Source organism: Sulfuriferula sp. GW1, from assembly GCF_047300855.1.
In the GTDB taxonomy this organism is placed as follows: domain Bacteria; phylum Pseudomonadota; class Gammaproteobacteria; order Burkholderiales; family Sulfuriferulaceae; genus Sulfuriferula.
This window is the reverse complement of sequence record NZ_CP170197.1, coordinates 2,067,416-2,088,018: the sequence shown is the minus strand read 5'-3', so window position 1 is coordinate 2,088,018 and position 20,603 is coordinate 2,067,416. Positions and strand designations below refer to the sequence as shown.

23 protein-coding genes are annotated in these 20,603 nt (G+C 57.3%); 18 read left to right on the top strand and 5 right to left on the bottom strand.

The window, feature by feature from the left end; genetic code table 11:
- Window positions 1-60 precede the first annotated feature (60 nt).
- The gene (gene murJ / locus ACFDAU_RS10210) at window positions 61-1,599 is read right to left on the bottom strand and encodes a murein biosynthesis integral membrane protein MurJ (protein WP_413436822.1); all 1,539 of its coding nucleotides are present in this window, start codon (window positions 1,597-1,599) and stop codon (window positions 61-63) included.
- A 121-nt stretch (window positions 1,600-1,720) separates the two neighbouring features.
- On the opposite strand from murJ, the gene ACFDAU_RS10205 reads away from it, so the two are divergent.
- The 5 genes from ACFDAU_RS10205 to ACFDAU_RS10185 all read left to right on the top strand — a co-directional run bounded on the left by ACFDAU_RS10205 (window position 1,721) and on the right by ACFDAU_RS10185 (window position 5,676).
- The gene (locus ACFDAU_RS10205; RefSeq protein WP_413436821.1) at window positions 1,721-2,089 is read left to right on the top strand and encodes an HU family DNA-binding protein; all 369 of its coding nucleotides are present in this window, start codon (window positions 1,721-1,723) and stop codon (window positions 2,087-2,089) included.
- A 58-nt stretch (window positions 2,090-2,147) separates the two neighbouring features.
- Window positions 2,148-2,507: a hypothetical protein gene (locus ACFDAU_RS10200; protein ID WP_413436820.1), complete on the top strand. Its 360-nt coding sequence runs from the start codon at window positions 2,148-2,150 to the stop codon at window positions 2,505-2,507.
- A gap of 108 nt (window positions 2,508-2,615) precedes the next feature.
- Entirely contained in the window at window positions 2,616-2,912 is a 297-nt protein-coding gene (locus ACFDAU_RS10195) for a hypothetical protein (protein WP_413436819.1), read from the top strand.
- A complete protein-coding gene (locus ACFDAU_RS10190; protein WP_413436818.1) occupies window positions 2,909-4,282 on the top strand; it encodes a TolC family protein in 1,374 nt (457 codons plus the stop codon). Before ACFDAU_RS10195 ends, ACFDAU_RS10190 begins: the two co-directional genes overlap by 4 nt.
- Before the next feature lie 2 nt (window positions 4,283-4,284).
- Window positions 4,285-5,676, top strand: a complete 1,392-nt coding sequence (locus ACFDAU_RS10185; protein WP_413436817.1) for a multicopper oxidase family protein — start codon at window positions 4,285-4,287, stop codon at window positions 5,674-5,676.
- Between the two features lie 94 nt (window positions 5,677-5,770).
- On the opposite strand, the gene ACFDAU_RS10180 is transcribed toward ACFDAU_RS10185, so the two are convergent.
- From ACFDAU_RS10180 to flgA, 4 genes are all read right to left on the bottom strand, one after another.
- Window positions 5,771-7,336: an HDOD domain-containing protein gene (locus ACFDAU_RS10180; protein ID WP_413436816.1), complete on the bottom strand. Its 1,566-nt coding sequence runs from the start codon at window positions 7,334-7,336 to the stop codon at window positions 5,771-5,773.
- A gap of 126 nt (window positions 7,337-7,462) precedes the next feature.
- Window positions 7,463-7,912, bottom strand: a complete 450-nt coding sequence (locus ACFDAU_RS10175; protein ID WP_413436815.1) for a flagella synthesis protein FlgN — start codon at window positions 7,910-7,912, stop codon at window positions 7,463-7,465.
- A gap of 26 nt (window positions 7,913-7,938) precedes the next feature.
- Complete coding sequence (gene flgM, locus ACFDAU_RS10170; RefSeq protein ID WP_413436814.1) at window positions 7,939-8,247, bottom strand: flagellar biosynthesis anti-sigma factor FlgM; 309 nt, start codon at window positions 8,245-8,247, stop codon at window positions 7,939-7,941.
- 121 nt (window positions 8,248-8,368) lie between these two features.
- Complete coding sequence (gene flgA / locus ACFDAU_RS10165; protein ID WP_413436813.1) at window positions 8,369-9,061, bottom strand: flagellar basal body P-ring formation chaperone FlgA; 693 nt, start codon at window positions 9,059-9,061, stop codon at window positions 8,369-8,371.
- 194 nt (window positions 9,062-9,255) lie between these two features.
- On the opposite strand from flgA, the gene flgB reads away from it, so the two are divergent.
- The 13 genes from flgB (at window position 9,256) to ACFDAU_RS10100 (ending at window position 20,562) form a co-directional block, all read left to right on the top strand.
- Window positions 9,256-9,663 (top strand): flagellar basal body rod protein FlgB, encoded by a 408-nt coding sequence (gene flgB, locus ACFDAU_RS10160; RefSeq protein ID WP_413436812.1) that lies wholly within the window; start codon window positions 9,256-9,258, stop codon window positions 9,661-9,663.
- Window positions 9,664-9,668: 5 nt separating this feature from the next.
- Window positions 9,669-10,073, top strand: a complete 405-nt coding sequence (gene flgC, locus ACFDAU_RS10155; protein WP_305240573.1) for a flagellar basal body rod protein FlgC — start codon at window positions 9,669-9,671, stop codon at window positions 10,071-10,073.
- A 14-nt stretch (window positions 10,074-10,087) separates the two neighbouring features.
- Complete coding sequence (gene flgD / locus ACFDAU_RS10150) at window positions 10,088-10,759, top strand: flagellar hook assembly protein FlgD (RefSeq protein WP_413436811.1); 672 nt, start codon at window positions 10,088-10,090, stop codon at window positions 10,757-10,759.
- A gap of 32 nt (window positions 10,760-10,791) precedes the next feature.
- Complete coding sequence (gene flgE / locus ACFDAU_RS10145) at window positions 10,792-12,024, top strand: flagellar hook protein FlgE (RefSeq protein ID WP_413436810.1); 1,233 nt, start codon at window positions 10,792-10,794, stop codon at window positions 12,022-12,024.
- A 30-nt stretch (window positions 12,025-12,054) separates the two neighbouring features.
- Window positions 12,055-12,798, top strand: coding sequence for a flagellar basal-body rod protein FlgF (flgF, locus tag ACFDAU_RS10140; protein ID WP_413436809.1), 744 nt, complete (start codon window positions 12,055-12,057; stop codon window positions 12,796-12,798).
- A gap of 86 nt (window positions 12,799-12,884) precedes the next feature.
- The gene (gene flgG, locus ACFDAU_RS10135) at window positions 12,885-13,667 is read left to right on the top strand and encodes a flagellar basal-body rod protein FlgG (RefSeq protein ID WP_413436808.1); all 783 of its coding nucleotides are present in this window, start codon (window positions 12,885-12,887) and stop codon (window positions 13,665-13,667) included.
- A gap of 32 nt (window positions 13,668-13,699) precedes the next feature.
- Window positions 13,700-14,368, top strand: coding sequence for a flagellar basal body L-ring protein FlgH (locus tag ACFDAU_RS10130; protein WP_413436807.1), 669 nt, complete (start codon window positions 13,700-13,702; stop codon window positions 14,366-14,368).
- 44 nt (window positions 14,369-14,412) lie between these two features.
- A complete protein-coding gene (locus tag ACFDAU_RS10125; protein ID WP_413439537.1) occupies window positions 14,413-15,501 on the top strand; it encodes a flagellar basal body P-ring protein FlgI in 1,089 nt (362 codons plus the stop codon).
- Between the two features lie 12 nt (window positions 15,502-15,513).
- On the top strand, window positions 15,514-16,410 hold the full coding sequence (flgJ, locus tag ACFDAU_RS10120) for a flagellar assembly peptidoglycan hydrolase FlgJ (protein ID WP_413436806.1): 897 nt from the start codon (window positions 15,514-15,516) through the stop codon (window positions 16,408-16,410).
- Window positions 16,411-16,486: 76 nt separating this feature from the next.
- Entirely contained in the window at window positions 16,487-18,652 is a 2,166-nt protein-coding gene (gene flgK / locus ACFDAU_RS10115; RefSeq protein WP_413436805.1) for a flagellar hook-associated protein FlgK, read from the top strand.
- 10 nt (window positions 18,653-18,662) lie between these two features.
- The gene (flgL, locus tag ACFDAU_RS10110) at window positions 18,663-19,577 is read left to right on the top strand and encodes a flagellar hook-associated protein FlgL (RefSeq protein ID WP_413436804.1); all 915 of its coding nucleotides are present in this window, start codon (window positions 18,663-18,665) and stop codon (window positions 19,575-19,577) included.
- A gap of 8 nt (window positions 19,578-19,585) precedes the next feature.
- On the top strand, window positions 19,586-20,134 hold the full coding sequence (locus ACFDAU_RS10105; RefSeq protein ID WP_413436803.1) for a chemotaxis protein: 549 nt from the start codon (window positions 19,586-19,588) through the stop codon (window positions 20,132-20,134).
- A gap of 62 nt (window positions 20,135-20,196) precedes the next feature.
- A complete protein-coding gene (locus ACFDAU_RS10100; RefSeq protein ID WP_124703553.1) occupies window positions 20,197-20,562 on the top strand; it encodes a response regulator in 366 nt (121 codons plus the stop codon).
- Window positions 20,563-20,603 lie beyond the last annotated feature (41 nt).

Here is a 20,603-nt window from a genome sequence, read left to right as displayed (position 1 = left end):
GAAATAAGAGATTTTAGCGGTTGTGCGGCGCGCCGGTCAAAGCTATTCACCGGCCCTGAACTATTCGGCTGTGCGGCGCAGGAATTGGATCGGGCGCATGCCCAACGCCCACAGCGTGCCAAAATAGCTTCCTGCGCCCAACACCACCAGAGCGCTCAGATGAGCAAGGCGTTGCAAGGCATGCATATGCAGCCAGCTTGATTCTCCCATCATGCCCCACCACAGCAGCAGGCTCATCACACCCAGCGCAACTCCGATTTTCATGAAAAACGCGTACCAGCCCGGCAGCGGCTGATAAATGCCCTGGCTGCGCAATTTCCAAAGCAGCAACGCAGCATTCAGGCAGGCACCCAGGCCGATGGATAGGGCCAGTCCGGCGTGTTGCAGTTTCCATACAAACATCAGGTTCATGATCTGGGTGGCAAACAGGGTAATCACGGCGATTTTTACCGGGGTGCGGATGTTTTGCCGTGCATAAAATCCGGGCGCGAGAATCTTCACCATGATCAGCCCCAGCAGCCCGAGGCTATAGGCCACCAGCGCCTGGCGCGTCATGAAGACATCGTGAAAACTAAAATGACCATACAGAAATAGGGTGCTGATCAGGGGCACCGCCAATATCGCCAAAGCCGCAGCGGCTGGCAGCGCCAGCATCAGGGTGAGGCGTAGTCCCCAGTCCAGCAGTTGCGAATATTGCGTGGGGTCGTTATCCACATAATGCTTGGCCAGACTGGGTAACAGTATGGTGCCGAGCGCCACCCCCAGCATGCCGGTGGGGAATTCCATCAGGCGATCCGCGTAATACAGCCAGGACACGCTGCCAGTCGCCAGGAAAGAAGCGAAAATGGTATTGATCAGCAGCGAGAGTTGAGCAATGGAAACGCCGAACAGCGCGGGTCCCATCAGTTTGAGGATGCGCCACACACCTTCATCACGCAGTTCAAAGCGAAAACGCGGCAATAAACCAAGCTGCTTCAGGAAAGGCAGTTGCAGCAATAATTGCAGGATACCGCCCAGCATCACCCCCCAGGCCAGTGCCATCGCCGGGATGGCGAGGTGCGGTGCCAGCCACAAGGCGGCTGCGATGGTAGCCACATTGAGCAGAACCGGCGTGAATGCGGGTACCGAAAAGCGGCTGTATGTATTCAGTATGCCGCCGGCCAGCGAGACCAGCGAAATAAACAGGATGTACGGGAAAATAATACGCAGCATGGACACAGTCACCGCGAATTTTTCCGGTTCGTCGGAGAAGCCGGGTGCGCTGATATAGACTACGGCCGGGGCCGCCAGCACCCCGATCAGGGTGACTACCAGCAACGCGAGAAACAGTAGCGTGGCGACATGGTCCACCAGCAGTTGCGTATCTTCGTGGCCACGGCGGTTTTTATACTCGGCCAGAATGGGCACGAACGCCTGCGAAAATGCGCCTTCGGCAAACAGGCGCCGCAACAGATTGGGAATTTTGAAAGCGACAAAAAACGCGTCGGTGTAGATGCCTGCACCAAAGCTGCGGGCAATGACTGCATCACGAACGAAGCCGAAGATGCGTGACAGCAGGGTCATGCTACTGACTTTGGCGAGCGATCTGAGCAGGTTCATGGATTCAGCAGGGGGCGCGAAACAGCCGCAATGGTATAGGGGACAACGCTAAAATCCAAATATTGAGAAGATATTGTAAAGTTGAGCTTTAGTAGTTTCCTCCCGGAAGCGCTGAAAAACATTGCCGTATGGAGGCAATACCTGTAAGAATGTCCCCTCTTTTCCCACAACCCACAGGAGCTATCCTATGAACAAAGCAGAACTGATCGAAGCCGTTGCCACCAAAACCGACAGCACCAAGGCCCAAACCGCAGCCATGCTGGATGCACTGATGGCTACTGTCCAGGAAGCCCTGACCAAAATGGATTCCGTGCAACTGGTTGGTTTCGGAACTTTTGCCGTGACGGAACGTGCAGGTCGCGAAGGCCGTAACCCGGCGACTGGTAAAACCATCACTATCCCGGCCAAGAAAGTAGTCAAGTTCAAGGTCGGTAAATCCATGGCTGATGCCGTGGCCAACTCCAAAGCCAAAGTAGCCAAGGCGCGTTAATATTACTGCCAGATGCCATCGGCTTTAACTGGTGATTCCATGTACGAAATGTTTTTTCGTGAAAAGCCTGTTTAAACCCATCCTCGTCTGGCTGTTGTTGCTCTGCGTACCCGTTCAGGGGTTCGCAGCAGCGGCGATGATGTCGGGCGATCATGCCAAGCATGAGATGCCTCTGCAGTATGCTGCCTCGACTATGGAATATGCTGACTGTTGCGTATCAACCGACAGCCATCACGATGCAGCGGGCAAATGCAGTGCTTGCCTGGACGGTTGTTTGAGTGTGGCGATTGCTCCGCCGTTCATGGCAGTTTCTTCCATGCCGGTTTATGGCAGCGAGGCTATTCCTTTCCGCTCCCAGGTATTCCGCAGTTTCGTTTCGGCAACCCCGGAACGTCCTCCCCAATCCTCTTTCGTTTAGTCACGAGTCGGCGCATGCGTCCATCAGGGCGTCTGCCCGCACCCGGTATGGTTTCGCCACGGCTTTGATTGCGGTGGCAGAATTCCGCTTACACGAACGAGGATGATCATGAACACATTTAAAGCATTTGTATGCGCGGCGCTGTGGTCGGCAGCGCCGCTGGTCGCGCTGGCGCAGGGCGGACCCAGTGCCAGCGCGCTGCCGGATCCTGCCAATGCGCAGGCAGCGGTGCCGGCGCCACTGTATCAATCGCCGCTGGATGACTACCGTGTCATCATAGAAGACACCGTGTCGCCGGACAAAAACTGGCGTTCCGCCAACGAGGCCGTCGGCAACGACGGCGGGATGAGCGGCATGGATATGTCCGGCGCTGCCGGCAAACCGCAGCAAGGAGGCAAACCATGAGCAGCTTGATGCGCAGAACAGTGTCAGGCGTTGCGCTCACGCTGCTGCTGGGCGGTTGCGCGACGTTCTCCAAAGATGGCGGGTTTGATTCGGTGGCGCAGCTTAGCGAGGCGCGGCTGGGCCAAACGGTCAAGCCGGTACGCAACAGCGATGACGCGAAGGCTGTCGAAGCCTCCATCAAAAACCTGCTGGCAAAACCGCTGAATGCCGAGGATGCAGTGCAAATTGCACTGTTGAACAATCGGGGGTTGCAGGCCGGCTATGCCGAGCTGGGTATCGCCGAAGCGGATCTGGTGCAGGCCGGGCGTTTGCAAAACCCCAGGTTCGATTTCAAGCACATCACGCAGGGCGCGGATACGATGATAGAGCGCACCTTTACGATGAGCCTGGTCAATCTGATCATGCTGCCCCAGGCAAGCCGTCTGGAGCGGCAGCGCTTCGAGGCGGTCAAGCTGCAAGTGGCCAATCAGGTGCTGCGCCTGGCTGCCGACACGCGCAAAGCCTATTTCGAGGCCGTGGGCGCCCAGCAAAGTGTGATGTACGCCCGGCAGGTCAATGCGGCGGCGGAGGCGGGCGCGGAACTGGGTGGCCGCATGGCCAGGGTGGGCAACTGGAGCAAGCTGGAGCAGGACCGCGAGCAGGTATTTTATGCCGATGCCACGGCAGCGCTGGCGCGGACCGAACAGGAAGCGGTGAGGGCGCGCGAAAAACTGACGCGCCTGATGGGCTTGTGGGGTAGCGAGACGCAGTTCCTGTTGCCCGAACGCCTGCCCGACCTGCCCGCCAAACCGCTGCAAGTGCAGGATGCCGAAGCGTACGCCATCAATAATCGCCTCGATATTCAGGCGGCCAGACAGCAGACGGCAAGTCTCGCGTCATCGCTGGGGCTCACCCGCACGACCCGCTTCATCAACGTGCTGGATCTGGGCTACCTGCGCAATACCGACAGCGGGTTGCCGCGCGCCACGGGCTATGAACTCAGCCTGGAGATTCCGCTGTTCGACTGGGGCAGTGCGCGCGTGGCCAAGGCTGAAGCGATCTACATGCAGTCGGCCAATCACCTTGCCGAAACCGCCGTCAACGCCCGCAGCGAAGTGCGCGAGAGCTACCTCGGCTATCGCAGCGCCTACGACCTTGCCCGGCATTACCGCGACAACATCGTGCCGCTTAGAAAGCAGATCTCGGACGAGAACATGCTGCGCTACAACGGCATGCTCATCAGCGTGTTCGAGCTGCTGGCGGACGCGCGCGAACAGGTGCTGAGCGTGAATGGCTACATCAATGCGCTCAAAGACTACTGGGTTGCCCAGACAGATCTGACCGCTGCGCTGGGCGGTAATCTACCCGCCAATCTATCGAACAAGGAGTGACCATGACCAGTCGTCGAGATTTTTTATCCGCATCCGGTGCAGTGCTGATGGGCGCCGCGATGGTAAGCCGGGCGCAAGCCGCTGCGCTGCCCGAAGCCGTTACCCAAACGAACCCTGGCACCATGCCTCCGCTGGCGCCGCCTAATGGTCGTCCCTATAACCCGGTCGTCACGCTGAACGGCTGGAGCCTGCCATGGCGCATGAAAAACGGCTGGAAGGAATTTCACCTGGTGGCCGAACCGGTGGTACGCGAGATCGCACCCGGCATGAAAGCCAATCTGTGGGGTTATAACGGCCAGAGTCCCGGCCCCACCATCGAAGTGGTGGAAGGCGACAAGGTGCGCATTTTCGTGACCAACAAGCTGCCCGAACACACCAGTGTTCACTGGCATGGGCAGATTTTGCCCAACGGCATGGACGGCGTAAGCGGGCTGACGCAACCCGCAATCCAGCCCGGCAAAACCTTCGTCTATGAATTTGTTGCACGCCACCCCGGCACATTCATGTATCACCCGCACGCCGATGAAATGGCGCAGATGGCGATGGGGATGATGGGGTTCTGGGTCACCCATCCGAAAAACCCCGGCTTCATGCCGGTCGACCGGGATTTCGTTTTCCTGCTCAACGCCTACGATGTCGAGCCGGGCAGCTACACGCCCAAGATCAATACCATGCTCGATTTCAATCTGTGGACCTGGAACAGCCGGGCATTCCCGGGAATCGACCCGCTGGTGGTCAGAAAAGGTGACCGGGTGCGCATCCGCGCCGGCAATCTGACCATGACCAACCATCCCTTGCATCTGCACGGCCATACCTTCGAAGTCACCGGAACCGACGGCGGCTGGGTGCCAAAATCGGCGCGCTGGCCGGAGGTGACCACCGATATCGCCGTCGGCCAGATGCGCGCCATCGAGTTTATCGCCGATGCGCCGGGCGACTGGGCATTCCACTGCCATAAATCGCATCACACCATGAATGCAATGGGGCACAGCGTGCCGACCATGATCGGCGTCGATCAGAAAGGCATCGCCGAAAAGATCACCCAACTGGTGCCGGATTACATGGTGATGGGAGACAAAGGTGCTTCGATGGGCGGTATGGAGATGCCCATCCCGGATAACACCCTGCCCATGATGACCGGCCAGGGGCAATTTGGCCCGATCGAGATGGGTGGCATGTTCACAGTCGTCAAAGTGCGTGAAGGACTGGCGCGCAATGACTACAAAGACCCCGGCTGGTACAGGCAGCCGGCGGGCACGCAGGCCTACGAATGGACCGGTGAAATGCCTGCTGCACCCACTGCCCCCGTCAAGCACGACGCCAAATCGGCCGCCCCAACCGGTGCGGAGCAGCCTGTATTGAATATCAAGCGGGGCGGAGTGCATGAGCACTGATTGCAGTAAACGCACCGAGTGGATGTGGCAATAGCACAGCCGGGTCGGCGCTTTCTGGCGCTGACTCGGCAGCGTAATGGTTTTCGCGCCTGTCTCAACGAGAATTGAGCGCTGCCAACAACAAGCCTTTCAGGGTTTTAATCAGCGAGGTTTCCTCTGCCGAGACGCCTTCGGGCGCGAGTAAGGATCGGTCTGCATAGAGTAAGCCCAGCACTTTTTCCTGTATCACCAGAGGCAGGACAATGAAGCTTTGCGTATCAGGCAGTAATTGGCGGTGCCAGCTGGGGATGAGCGGGTGAATTTTGGCGGCGGTGGCGTCGGCGATCATCAGGTCGGCGTTATTTTTTATCGCCAGGTGAAATATATCGTTGGTGATGGTGGTGGAGAATCGGAAACCGGCCTGGCGTACGGCATGGCTCTCACCTATTGCAACACGTGCCCGATACTGTTCGGTTTTCAGGTCTTTCATGCATAGCGTAGCGAATCGGAAGCCCATGCCCTGGTACAGGGTTTCCAGCACCTGCATGATCAGCTCGTTTAGTCTGCCATGACCGGAACCCATCATCTGAGTCACGTCCTGTACGCCTGCCAGTAACAACGCATGAGCGTTGATGGGTTTGCCGCTGGGGTGGCAGCTTATGGTTGGCGGGCTGTCGGGCTCGGGTGAGGCGAGCAGGAAATCGTCTAACAGGTTTTCTGCGCTGGAGCCCGTATCGCTCGGCAATTCAGCCTGTTTGTCGGGCACGGAGAGTAAACCCATGCTGTCCAGCAGAATATGGGCTTCTTCGCTCGCTGTGACAAATAGCTGGTCGATTTGCGCCTTGTCGAGATTGAGCGCGGCGCCGAAGCGCGTCACCAGTGCCTGGTTATCGGTGAGCTGTTTTGCATCGTTCACATGCGGCATCAATCCGGCGGCCTCTGCGCTGAACGAAGCCACCTGGGCCATCCATTCCTGCCGATTTACCGGTGCTTTCAGGGCACGGCTGGATAGCGGGGTGAGGGCATGAATGAGCGTATCCGAAATTTTCCAGTCCTGTAGCACGGTAACGGCGAGTTGGTCATAACTGCAACCCAGGACCTGTATCGATGCCCGGGCCGGGGTGAGGTTGGCGGCATGGGTCAGCACATTAATTTCGTTGTATACGTCATGATCATGCGAAGCGACCAGGAGTTGACCCAGGTTCTTGAACAGCGCGGTAATCGCGGCTTCTTCGGAATCGGGAAAGTGGCTGCGGCGCGCCAGTTGGCGCCCAATCACACTGGCACGCAAGGCTTGCGCCAGTTCGAAACGTACACTCTGGGCGTGGTTGTTGTCGGGCAGGCGATCTACCAGCAGCATGGCTAATGCACAGGTCTTCACCATGTCGAAGCCAAGTAAAAAAATTGCGCTCGAGATGGTGCTGATCTGCCGGCCTGAGGCGGTACGGTAAGACACCGTATTGGAGAGACGCAGAATTTTTTGCGTCAGCGCGACATCGGACAAGACGAAATTGGTGAGTTCCTGCAAGGCTTCGTCGTTGGATGAAGCGAGTTGCACAACCCGGGCTACCGCGCTGCCCAAAGCCGGCAGGTTTGCATCATCACTGAATTTTTGTAAAAGCGAAATGCGCTTTGCGGCAGGGCTCGCGGATAAGGATGTGGAAATAGAGTCAGCGCGCATGAATGGGGGGCAGGTAGCCGATATATTCGTGACCTGACATGCCAGGCACCTTGTTGTTACATCTTGCGGGATCGCAAAGCTCGAATTTTGAAACCGCTTGCCGGCGCCAGGCTGGTTGAGTCCCGCCTAGCCGATGACCAGATTGCGTGCCGCTATTGAAACCTTCGATTGTCCATCCGGCCCATAGAAACCAGTGCGCTGATCCGCGCCATGCAGTACGTTCAGGGCTACTTGATTACGCGTTAAATGAGTATTGATCAGCAGGCCATTGATACGATTGGCCTCTTTCGCGGTGTGCGTCAGCGCCAGCAGTTCCGCCCAGGTTGCTGCGGCCTCACCCGTTGTTTGGCTGGACAGCCATGCCTGCATGCCTGCGTCGTTCTGCGGATAACCGGCTGCCGCCAGCGCTTGCAGGCGAGCATTGACCAATTCCGTCATGCGGGCCACGGCGCCGGCTTTTTCAACGGTGATTGCATGCATCCCGTCAATGTTGGCTTCGAGCAATAATGCCTGTTCCTGCCGGATAAATCCGAGCAGATGCTGCATTGCGTCGCGTTCTTCGTTGAGTGTTTGCATCAGGCGGATATCCTTGAGATTCAGATTTAGTGCCGGTGTCCCTGCAGCAGATTTTTCACGGCTGCCAGGAGTCCGTCCGCAACTTTCTCGGCATCGACCTTGAACTTTCCCTCGGCAATGGCCGTCTTGATGGCGTCCACTTTGCCTGCATCGAAAACTTCGCCCGCGGCCATGGAGCCCTGCAAAGCCTGCAACTGCGCAGACATGGGAGAGGACTTGATCGTCCCGGCAGCGCTGGTGGGAGCAGCCTCAGCTTTGTCTACCTTTTTACCGGTGTTTGCCTGGGTTTGTCCAAGCGGTAAGCTGGGTGACTTTTTCGAGTCATTGATTTTCATTGTGTTATCTCAATCTGATTTGGGCCCAACTAAGCCAGAGCCAGTGCTCATTATATCGGCGAGGCTGTTGCAAACTTTAATGCCCAATCAGAAGATATCACAAGATATTGGCGGAATTTCGTTAATAGCTTACCTCGACCACGCCACCCGCTTTCGCTATCCCCCTGATCATTTGTCCACCCTGGGTCCGGGCTTGCACCCATTGACCTTCACCGGCACTGGTCAGCGCCTGTCCTTCCGACGAAACCTGAAATCCCGGCCCCACGGAGACCAGGCGTACCGTTTGCCCTTGTTGTACGGCAGGCTGGCTGCGCAAACTGTCCTGGCGCAATGCGCTTCCCGCTTGCAGGGACAGGGTGACGGTGCGGCCAATGGCTTGTGCGGCATCGGTAATGATGCCGGTGGGCAGGGTGGTCAGGTCGCCCTGCATGGTGGCGAGATCGGACGCGCTGATGATCTGACCCTGGGCCAGCGGCGCGGCAGTAACAATATAGTCGGCCACCACGCTGACTTTGGCCTGAATGTAAACCGTCCAGGGCGTAGGTACCGTGCAACGGATGCCTACCGTGGTTTTCCCCCATACCCGGCTGCCGCTGGGCATAAACGCCTGGGGTGCAGCGCAGGCTGCCAGATCCAGGCGCGGATCGAGCTTGTTGACACTGATGCTGACTTGACCGGGAAGCCCGCGTGTTTGTGCATGCAAAAACTGTTCCGCAATCTGGCGAACGGCCGCCGGATCCTGGCGCAAGCCGCCGGTTTGCGCGACGGCAATTTGCGTGAACATGAACAGCAGCGTGGCGAGCAGGGTTTTCATGGGTAATTGGCCAACGGATTGATTACCCGCCTATCTTATAGGGTGAGCGTTTAGTCAAAGCAAGGAATAGCTTGCGGATATGGGTGCTTATCAAGCAATTGCGTTTGCCCGTGCAGCCGTAAGATCGGAGCTGTGAAACTGTAATAGCTCTATGACTACACGTTTTCTCTAGCACCATATTTTCGGGGATTGCCATGATCGGGAAACTAGACGAATACCTGCGTTTTCAGGAAACCGCGCTCAGCCTGCGTGCGCAGCGCCAGCAATTGCTGGCATCCAATATTGCCAATGCGGATACGCCAAATTACAAGGCGCGCGATATCGACTTCAGCAGCGCCCTGCAGAATGCGCTGACGCCTGCCGGGCAGGCGCCATCCGAGCTTGCCAAGACTTCCGCCGTGCACCTGAATGCTCCCGGCACAACGGGCTCCAGCGGTACACCGGTGCTTTATCGCAGCGTCCAGCAGGGCAGCGTCGATGGCAACACCGTGGATATGGATACCGAACGCAATCAGTTCGCCGACAACGCAATTCGCTATGAGGCGAGTCTCACCATGATCAGCGGGCAGATCAAGAGTCTGCTGGCTGCAATACAAGGGTAATCATCATGTCGCTCTTCGATGTTTTCAATGTTGCCGGTTCCGCCATGAGCGCGCAGGCACAGCGTCTTAATACCACAGCGAGCAATCTCGCCAACGCCGACAGCACCACCAGTTCCACCGGACAGCCCTATCGCGCCAAGCAGGTCGTATTCAGTGCGGTGCCGGTTGCAGGTTCGCAGGCGAGCGGGGTGAAGGTGCTGGGGGTGGTCGAGGACACTTCACCGCCCCGCATGGTTTACGACCCGAAAAATCCGGTGGCCGACGAAAAAGGCTACGTCGCCATGCCCAACGTCAACGTTGTGGAAGAAATGGTCAACATGATTTCCGCGTCGCGCTCTTATCAGACCAACGTGGAAACCATGAATGCAGCCAAAACCATGCTGCTGAAAACCCTCACCATCGGCCAGTAGCCCAGGAGAATTAAATGAGCACCGTGCAAAACACCACCGTTTCTCCCAGTTTGCTGGCTTCCATGAATCCGGCAGCGGCAGCAACGCAGAGTACCGCTGCTGCCGCCCAGGATACCTTCATGAAGCTGCTGGTTACCCAGATGAAAAATCAGGATCCGCTCAACCCGCTCGATAACGCGCAGGTGACCAGCCAGCTCGCGCAGCTGTCTACGGTCACCGGTATCGAGAAAATGAATACGACGCTGCAGTCCCTGATGGGCAGCTACCAGTCCAGCCAGACCTTGCAGGCAGCGGGGATGATCGGCCATGGGGTATTGGTAGCAGGATCCAGCCTGAACTTGAACAATGGCCAGGCGCCGTTCGGCATCGATCTCGCCACCTCGGCAGACGACGTAAAAGTCACCATCAAGGATGCCAGCGGGAGAGCGATACACAGCATGGATCTGGGTTCCCAGCCGGCTGGCATGCTGGCCTTGCAATGGGATGGTACGACCGATAGTGGTGCGGCGGCCGCCAACGGACAGTACAGCTTTACAGTCAGCGCCACTCAAGGTGGCCAGAATGTGAGTGCAAACGGCCTGGCGTTCGGCCAGGTAGCAAGCGTGGCAAACAGTGGTCAAGGCGTGGTGCTGAATGTGCCCGGTCTCGGCCCGGTCAATCTGGCTGATATCCGGCAGATTCTTTGAACCAGCAACAAGTACATATTTAGGAGAGCGAGATGGGTTTTCAACAAGGTTTAAGCGGCTTGAATGCGGCGTCAAAGAGTCTGGATGTAATCGGCAACAACGTATCCAATGCCAACACGGTCGGTTTCAAGGAATCACAGGCGCAATTTGCCGACGTTTACGCCAATTCGCTGACCGGCGCAGGGGCTTCCCAGATCGGTATCGGTACCAAGGTGGCCGTGGTTGCCCAGCAGTTCACCCAGGGCAATATCTCAGCTTCCAATAATCCGCTGGATGTGGCGATCAACGGCGGCGGTTTTTTTCGCATGAGCAATAACGGCACTGTTACCTACGCGCGTAATGGCCAGTTTCAGCTTGATAAATCCGGTTATATCATCAACGCAACTGGCGCACGCCTGACCGGATATACAGCAAATGCCAGCGGAGTGCTGTCAACGGGAGCGCCTGCGGATTTAAATATCAATACCTCGGATCTCACACCTCAAACTACAACAAAAGTGAAAGCTGTATTGAACCTGGATTCGGGCAGTACCGTGCCAGTCACCACACCATTCAATATGGCGGACCCCACGACCTACAACAGTTCAACGGCCGTTTCCGTATACGACAGCCTGGGTAACTCGCACACCCTGCAGACTTTCTACGTGAAGACCTCAGCTAATAACTGGGATGTGTACGCCGCCAATGACGGTGTGCCTATCGGTTATGTACCGCCCGCTGCACCGGTCAAAGTGGGTTCGCTGGCATTCGCCACCGATGGTTCGCTCGTCCCCGCCCCACCCTTCGCCGTGCCGCTGACTGTAGGTACAGGTGCAACTTCTCCATTTACAGTTAGTGTCGATTACACGGGAACGTCGCAGTATGGATCAGCCTTCAGCGTCAATGCGCTGAAACAGGATGGCTATACCTCGGGCCGGCTGGCTGGCTTCAGCATCAGTGCGGACGGCACCATTGTCGGACGCTATACCAATGGACAATCCGCCACGCTGGGACAGGTGGTGCTGGCGAATTTCACCAATCCCAACGGTTTGCAATCACTCGGCAATAATCTCTGGACGGATACTGCAGCCTCCGGCCCGGCACTGGTGGGTACGCCCAGCTCAGGCAGCCTGGGTGTATTGCAGTCATCTGCGGTGGAAGAATCGAACGTCGATCTCACCGCAGAGCTGGTGAACATGATTACTGCACAGCGCAACTACCAGGCGAATGCGCAGACCATCAAGACGCAGGATCAGGTTCTGCAAACGCTGGTGAATCTGCGTTAATCCGCTTAGCCAAGCCACTCGGAGACCCACATGGACCGCCTGATCTATACCGCTATGACCGGCGCGAAACACATCCTGGAACAGCAGGCCACGACGACGCACAATCTGGCCAATGCCACCACGACTGGCTTTCGCGCCCAGCTGGATTCGTTCCGGGCTGTGCCGGTAATCAGCAGCGAAGGCTTGCCGACACGCGCCTTTGTGGTGGATTCAACGGTGGGCAGCGATTTTACTCCCGGCGCCATCCAGCAAACCGGGCGCGAGCTCGACGTGGCGGTGCAGGGCAAAGGCTGGATCGCTGTGGAATCGGAAAACGGCGCCGAAGCCTACACGCGCAATGGCAGTCTGAAGCTCAGTGAAAATGGGGTTTTGCAGACCCAGAGCGGGCTCAATGTAATGGGCGATGGCGGTCCTATCAGCATTCCGCCAGATGTCACGATCGCCATTGCCAAAGACGGCACGGTGTCGGCAATCCCGAAAACAGGTTCGCCTTCAGCGGTGAACGTATTGGGGCGCATCAAGCTGGTTAATCCGCCCGATGCGTCCTTGGTGCGCGGCGACGACGGTAACTTCCGTACCAAGGACGGCAGCCCTGCCGAATCCGATCCGAATGTGACACTGATTGGTGGCGCTCTGGAGGGCAGTAACGTCAATGTGGTGGAAGCCATGGTTAACATGATCAGCCTGGGCCGCCAGTTTGAAATGCAAATGAAGTTGTTGCAGAACGCCGAGAATAACGCCAATAAAGCGAGTCAGCTTCTCAGTTTGAGCTAGTGCTGAACGGCGCAAAATGGCAATTGTATGCCGATGGGCAGTTGGTTCTTGTGCATCGGTGATGAAATGATTTTCTGGAGAAAAAAATGATCCGTTCGCTTTGGATAGCCAAGACCGGTCTGGATGCACAGCAGACACAAATGGATGTAATCGCCAACAACCTGGCCAACGTCAGCACCAGCGGTTTCAAGCGCTCGCGGGCGGTATTTGAAGATCTGCTGTACCAGACCATGCGCCAACCCGGCGCGCAGTCGTCGCAACAAACCCAGTTGCCGTCCGGCCTGCAGTTGGGCACCGGTGTTCGCCCGGTCGCTACCGAGCGTATTTTCACTCAGGGCAATCTGCAGCAGACCGGCAACGATAAGGATGTTGCGATCCAGGGTTCCGGCTTTTTCCAGGTGCTGCTTCCGGACGGCACAACGGCTTATACCCGCGACGGCTCATTCCAGAGTGATAGCCAGGGTCAGCTGGTGACTTCCAGCGGATATGTGATCCAGCCTGCCATCACCATTCCGGCCAATGCGCAGAGCATTACCATCGGCCGCGATGGCACGGTATCGGTGACCCAGCCTGGCAGCGTGGCGCCGGTGCAAGTCGGTTCGCTGCAACTGGCTACATTTATCAATCCGGCCGGGCTGGAAGCCAAAGGCGAGAATCTGTATGTCGAAACCGCCGCATCGGGCACTGCCAATACCAACACTCCGGGCAGCAATGGTGCCGGCCTGCTGAATCAGGGCTACGTGGAAACCTCGAACGTGAACGTGGCCGAGGAACTGGTCAATATGATCCAGACCCAGCGTGCTTACGAGATCAACAGCAAGGCCATCACGACCTCCGATCAGATGTTGCAGAAGCTGACCCAGCTTTGAATGTTTCCTTTACCCGCGTAAATGGAGCAGAAATGAATAATCGCGCCGTTGCCGTGATGATTTTATCGATTGTGCTGCTCGGCGGCTGTGCCGTGGTGCCCGATACGATCGTGCAGAAGCCCACCCATGCCAAACCGCCACAGGCCGCACCGGTTGCGCCGGCCAACGGCGGGATTTTCCAGGCCACGTCGTATCGTCCGCTGTTTGAAGACCGGCGTGCGCGCCTGGTGGGCGACGTGCTCACCATCGCCATCAACGAGAAAACCAATGCCGGTAAGCAGACCGGCAGTTCCGGCAGCAAGAGCGGCAGCGTGGCGGCCAGCATCCCGACCATACTGGGCTTGCCCCTTAAAATGCTGCAGGGAACCTCGGTCTCCGCGCAATCAGCGAACAAATATGATACGAAGGGCGCAGAAAATTCCAGCAACATTTTCACTGGCACGTTGACAGTCACCGTTACCGAGGTGCTTCCCAATGGCAACCTGATGGTCAGTGGCGAAAAGCAGGTGTCGCTGGATACGGGTGTCGAATACATTCGTTTTTCCGGGGTGGTGAGCCCGGACACCATTGCGACGGGCAATGTGGTGTCGTCCACCCAGGTCGCCGATGCGCGGGTTGAGTATCGTTCCAATAGCCGTATCGATGCGGCACAGGTCATGACTTCCCTGACGCGATTCTTCTTGAGCGTGTTGCCATTATGAGAGCCGGAAATATGCGTTTGGAAAAATCGGGCAGGGCTTTAGTGATGCTGTTTGCATTGCTTATTACCGCGCTGATCTCCGGCGTGGCGCATGCCGAACGTCTCAAGGATCTGGCCAGCATCCAGGGTGTAAGGCAGAACCAGTTGATCGGCTATGGTCTGGTGGTTGGCCTGGACGGCAGCGGCGATCAGACCACCCAGACACCATTCACCGTACAAAGCGTGGCCAGTATGTTGCAGCAAATGGGCGTCAATCTGCCGCCCGGTACAACTTTGCAGCTCAAGAACGTGGCGGCGGTTATGGTGACGGCCTCGCTGCCGGCCTTCGCCCAGCCCGGGCAGACGCTCGACATCACCGTATCCTCGATGGGCAACGCCAAGAGTCTGCGCGGCGGAACACTGCTGATGACGCCGCTGAAAGGCGCCGATAACCAGATCTATGCGATGGCCCAGGGCAACTTGCTGGTGGGCGGCGTAGGCGCTTCCGCAGGTGGCAGCAAGGTACAGGTCAATCATCTCAGCGTGGGACGCATATCCGCTGGTGCAACCGTAGAACGCGCGGTACCCAGTTCGCTGAGCCAGGGCAATGTGGTGCGGCTGGAACTCAATGACACCGACTTTTCCACTGCCAGTCGTGTGGTCGAAGCGGTCAACAAGCATTTTGGCAATAACACGGCAGCTGCACTGGACGGGCGTGTAATCCAGGTGCAGGCGCCGCTCAATAGCGATGAACGGGTTGCCTTTCTGGGGGCATTGGAAAGCCTCAATGTGACGCCGGCGCAGACAGCCGCCAAGGTGATTCTTAACGCCCGCACCGGTTCCGTAGTGATGAATCAGGCGGTCACACTGGACAGCTGCGCGGTTTCGCACGGCAACCTCTCCGTAATGATCGACACCCAGCCGGTCATCAGCCAGCCCGCGCCGTTTTCACGGGGTCAGACAGTAGTAACCCAGCGTTCCCAGGTCGAGATCAAGAAAGAGCCTGGCCAGGTAATGATGCTGCAAAGCGGCGCTTCCCTGGCCGAAGTGGTGAGGGCGCTGAATGCCATTGGTGCGACACCGCAGGATTTGTTGGCCATTTTGCAGGCAATGAAAGCAGCGGGCTCACTGCGCGCCGAGCTCGAAATTATCTGACCGGCGCTGACCATGATCAACCCGACCGAACTGTCCGCAAATCTGGTTACCGATACCCAGAGTGTGGATGCGTTGCGCCAGTCGGCCAAGCAGAATACGCCGGAGGGATTGAAGACCGTCGCCAAGCAGTTTGAAGCCTTGTTCATGAACATGATGCTCAAGAGCATGCGCGAGGCCAGTCCGCAGGACGGGACGTTCGACAATGCGCAGAGCCGGATGTATACCTCGATGCTGGACCAGCAGTTAAGCCAGAATCTCGCCTCGCGTGGCGTGGGGCTGGCTGACGTATTGATACGCCAGCTCTCCAATACGGTGACTGCCCTGCCGGGAGAGAAACCATCTGGACCAGCCATGCCGTCTTTATCCGGTCCGCCATCCGGCGTGAACCCTGCCCCTGCTTTCAATGCGGCACCCGCTACTGCACCAGCCAAAACCAGTTCGAACCAGTCAGCGCACGTGCAGGCGTTTCAGGCGCGCCTTGAGGGACATGCGGAAGAGGCCAGCCGTACCACCGGCATTCCGGCCAAATTCATGCTCGGCCAGGCCGCACTGGAAAGTGGCTGGGGACGGCGTGAAATCATCGCGGCGGATGGCACGCCCAGCCACAATCTGTTTGGCATTAAGGCAACCGGTGGCTGGCAAGGCAAGGTGGTGGAGCATGTCACCACTGAATATGTGCACGGCGTGGCACAGAAAGTGGTACAGAAATTCCGCGCCTATGACAGCTACGCAGACTCCTTCCGCGACTACGCCCACATGTTGCGCAGCAACCCGCGCTATCAACAGGTTCTGGCCAATGCCCAGGATGTGGCCGGCTTTGCCCAGGGTCTGCAGCGTGCCGGTTATGCCACTGACCCGCATTATGCCGATAAGTTGACGCGCATCATCACGCAATCGCTGTCTGCCTGAGAAACTTCACTAGCCCCGTTAAAGTTTTTTGACGGCGTGCCGACAACCTCCTTATACAAGTAGATTTAAAGACACCATGGCCTCCAATATTCTCAGCATCGGACAAAGCGCTCTCGCCGCAGCCCAGGCGGGGATCAGCACGACCGGGAACAACATCGCCAACGCTGCCACACCGGGTTACAGCCGCCAGGTGGTGATACAGGGTTCGGCGCTCGAACAGAATTTTGGCTATGGTTTTCTGGGGCAGGGCACCCAGGTTGAAACGATCAAACGTATCTACAACGATTTCCAGGCGTCCCAGGTACGCGCTGCGCAGTCTACAAACAGCAGCCAGAGCACCTACGCGACGCAGCTTCAGCAAGTCGACAATATGCTGGCCAACCCTTCTGCGGGGCTGTCGCCCGCGTTGCAGGATTTTTTCAAGGGTGTGCAGGATCTGGCCGCCAATCCGGCGTCGGTCCCCTCGCGTCAGGCCGCGTTGTCCTCGGGTCAGTCGCTGGCGTCGCGTTTTCAGAGCTTGAACGATCAGCTGACCCAGATGAACCAGGGCGTGAATAGCCAGATCACATCGAGCGTCGGCGTCATCAATACCTATGCGCAGAAAATCGCGCAACTGAATGATGCAATCACGCTGGCGCAAGGGGCGAGCAACGGCCAGCCAGCGAATGATCTGCTTGATCAGCGAGACCAGTTGATGGCCGATTTGAGCAAGGAAATTCAGACCACAGTCGTCAAGCAGGATGACGGGAAATATAACGTCTTTATCGGCAATGGCCAGCCGCTGGTGATCGGCAAGCAGGCCTATGCGTTGAGCACGACTATTTCGCCGACTGATCCAAGCCGTATCGAGGTCGCTTACGCGACCAATGGTACCAGCGTGATCATGGGGGAAAACAGCCTGAGCGGCGGCAATTTGGGCGGATTGCTCGCTTTCCGCAGTCAGTCGCTGGATCCTGCACAGAATGCACTGGGGCGGGTTGCAATCGGTCTGGCCAGCGATTTCAACGCCCAGCATCGTCTTGGCCAGGATATCAATGGCAATCTGGGCGGCGATTTCTTTACCGTAGCGTCACCCCGGGTGAGTGCCAGTACCACCAATACCGGAACCGGAGCGCTTACGGCCACGATCAGCAGTGCGAGTGCTTTGACCACCAGCGATTACCGGCTGAATTACGACGGCACCAATTACAAGCTTACGCGGGTTACGGATGGCGCCGTCACCACGTTCAGCGCTTTTCCGCAAACCATCGATGGCGTGAGCCTGAATATTACCGGTACGCCGGCAGCGGGAGACAGCTTTCTGATCCGTCCTACCGTAGATGGCGCCAAGGCGATCAATGTAGCCATTAGCGATCCGGCACTGATTGCTGCGGCGGCGCCGATACGTTCTTCGGCCACCTCGCCACCGATACGTTCTTCGGCCACCACGGCCAATACAGGCACAGGGAGTATTGGGACAGCGAGTGTCAATCCACCACCCGTCGACGCCAATTTACAACAGCCGGTCACGATTACCTTTACTTCTCCAACGACGTTTTCCGTGAGCGGAACGGGCACCGGAAATCCTACGGGCGTGACCTATACCCCCGGCGCAAACATCAGCTACAACGGCTGGACCGTCCAGATCGCCGGTGCTCCGGCCAGTGGCGACAGCTTCGCTGTTTCACCTTATTCGGGCTCGGGAACGATCAGCGCACCCAGCGTGAACACACCGCCGCCCCCCGACGCCAATTTGCAGCAGCCGGTGACGATTACTTTCACCTCGCCGACGACGTTTGACGTGAGCGGCACGGGCACCGGAAATCCTACCGGCGTGACCTATACCCCCGGCGCAAACATCAGCTACAACGGCTGGACCGTGCAGATCGCCGGTGCTCCGGCCAGCGGCGACAGTTTTGCTGTTACAGCCAATACCGGCGGTGTTGGCGACAGCCGCAATGCGCTGCTGCTCGGCGCCTTGCAAACCAGCAATACCCTGGCCGGCGGCACCACGACTTATCAGGGCGCCTATTCGCAACTGGTCAGTAGCGTAGGTAATAAAACCAACGAACTCAATGTGTCGAGCACCGCATCGGGTAATTTGTTGACTGGCCTGGTGCAGGCGCAGCAGTCCGAATCAGGCGTCAATCTGGACGAAGAGGCGACCAATCTGCTGCGCTATCAGCAGGCCTATCAGGCAGCCGGTAAGGTCATGCAGATTGCCAGCCAGCTGTTCAACACTCTGCTCACGCTGGGTAATTAAGGGGATAAACATGCGTATCAGTACCAGCATGATCTTTCAGCAGGGCGCAGCCAAAATCAGCGACCTGCAAACCAATCTGGTGAAGACGCAACAACAGTTGTCTACCGGGCGCCGCATACTGACGCCCGCGGATGATCCGGTTGCCGCCGCCCGTGCGCTGGACGTTACCCAGTCGCAATCAGTCAATGCACAATACGCGACCAACCGCCAGAGTGCGGTCAGTTCGCTCACTGCTGTGGACAGCACCCTGGCGAGTGTTACTTCGGTTCTGCAGGATGTCAAAACACAGACCGTCTACGCGGGAAATGGCACCTTGTCGAACTCGGATCGCAGCAATCTGGCGACGCAATTGAGTAGCGACCTGGATCAATTGCTGGCATTGGCCAATACCACGGATGGCATTGGCAATTACCTGTTCTCCGGCTATCAGACCGGCACTCAGCCGTTCGTCAAAACCGCGACGGGTGCTCAATACAATGGCGATCAGGGGCAACGGCAAATACAAGTGGATTCCTCACGGCAGATGGCGGTGAGCGATTCCGGACAGGCCATATTCCAGGGGAATAATCAGGATGTGTTCAAGACGCTGACCGACTTGATTACTTTACTGCAAACCCCGGTCACCACGCCGGCAGGGAGTGCTGCACTAACGGCCGGCCTGTCGACTGCCAACGGCAATATCGACCAATCGCTCAACAATGTGCTGACAACACGAGCTTCTGTCGGGTCGCGCCTCAGAGAGCTGGATTCCTTGAATAGCGCAGGTTCAAGCCGGGACATCCAGTACAGCCAGACCTTGTCACAACTTCAGGATGTTGATTACGCCAAGGCGATCAGTCAGCTTACCCAACAGCAAACTACGCTACAGGCCGCGCAGCAGTCCTTTGTGAAAATCGCCGGCTTGTCGTTATTTAATTATCTATGAGTTTAGACATGGTTCCTAATCAAGTAATGGGCTCACAGGTCAAGAGTCTGCTCTCCGGGGTGTCGGACCATGGCGACCGGCATCTGGTCGAAGTGGAAACAGACCTGGTGCAGATGAATATTCTGCTGAGTGAAGCAATTAAAAAGCTGGGTTCGAGCTTCATGGCGATTCATGGAGCGCTCAGTATCCAGCAGGAGACGGTAAACCTGATGCTGTCCGGCGGAACCCCCGCACCTGAATGTGTCGCCAGGCTGGAAGCCATCCAGGGTGAGATAGGCCAGCATGTGAATGCTGCCGTGACCGGCTTGCAATTTCAGGATATGACCAGCCAGTTGATTGGCAGGATGGTGACGCATCTGTCGGGGCTGCGCGACGTGTTCGGCGCGCTCGACACAGGCAGTTCCAATGTGTTGCCTGAAAGTGATCACGAAGACATCGTCACTTTGTTGAATAGCCTTAACCAGATGCTGGCTGAGCGAAGTGTTGCACTTGAGGGGGCTTTGCGCAAAGCAGTTAACCAAAGGCATATGGAAAGCGGAGACATTGAGCTTTTCTAGAAAATAGCGGGAAGCAATACGAACGGGTAGTCAACCCGGATACGAAAATAGCAGGAGTAATGATGGCCAAAACAATACTAGCAGTAGATGACTCGGGTTCGTTGCGCCAGATGGTGGCATTTAGTCTGAAAGCAGCGGGATACCAGGTGATCGAAGCTGTGGATGGGCAGGATGGCCTGGACAAGGCAAAGAAACAGACCGTTGATCTGGTGCTGACGGATCAGAACATGCCACGCATGGATGGCCTGAGCCTGATCAAGGCATTGCGCGGCATGACGAGCTACCAGCGCGTGCCGATTCTGATGCTGACCACCGAATCCGGCGACGATATGAAAGCTCAGGGCAAAGCCGCGGGCGCCAATGGATGGCTGGTCAAGCCGTTCGATCCGCAACGGCTGACCGAGGTTGTGAAAAAAGTAATCGGTTGATGAAACCATAAGAAATCATGCTGCAAGCAAATGACGGAGAC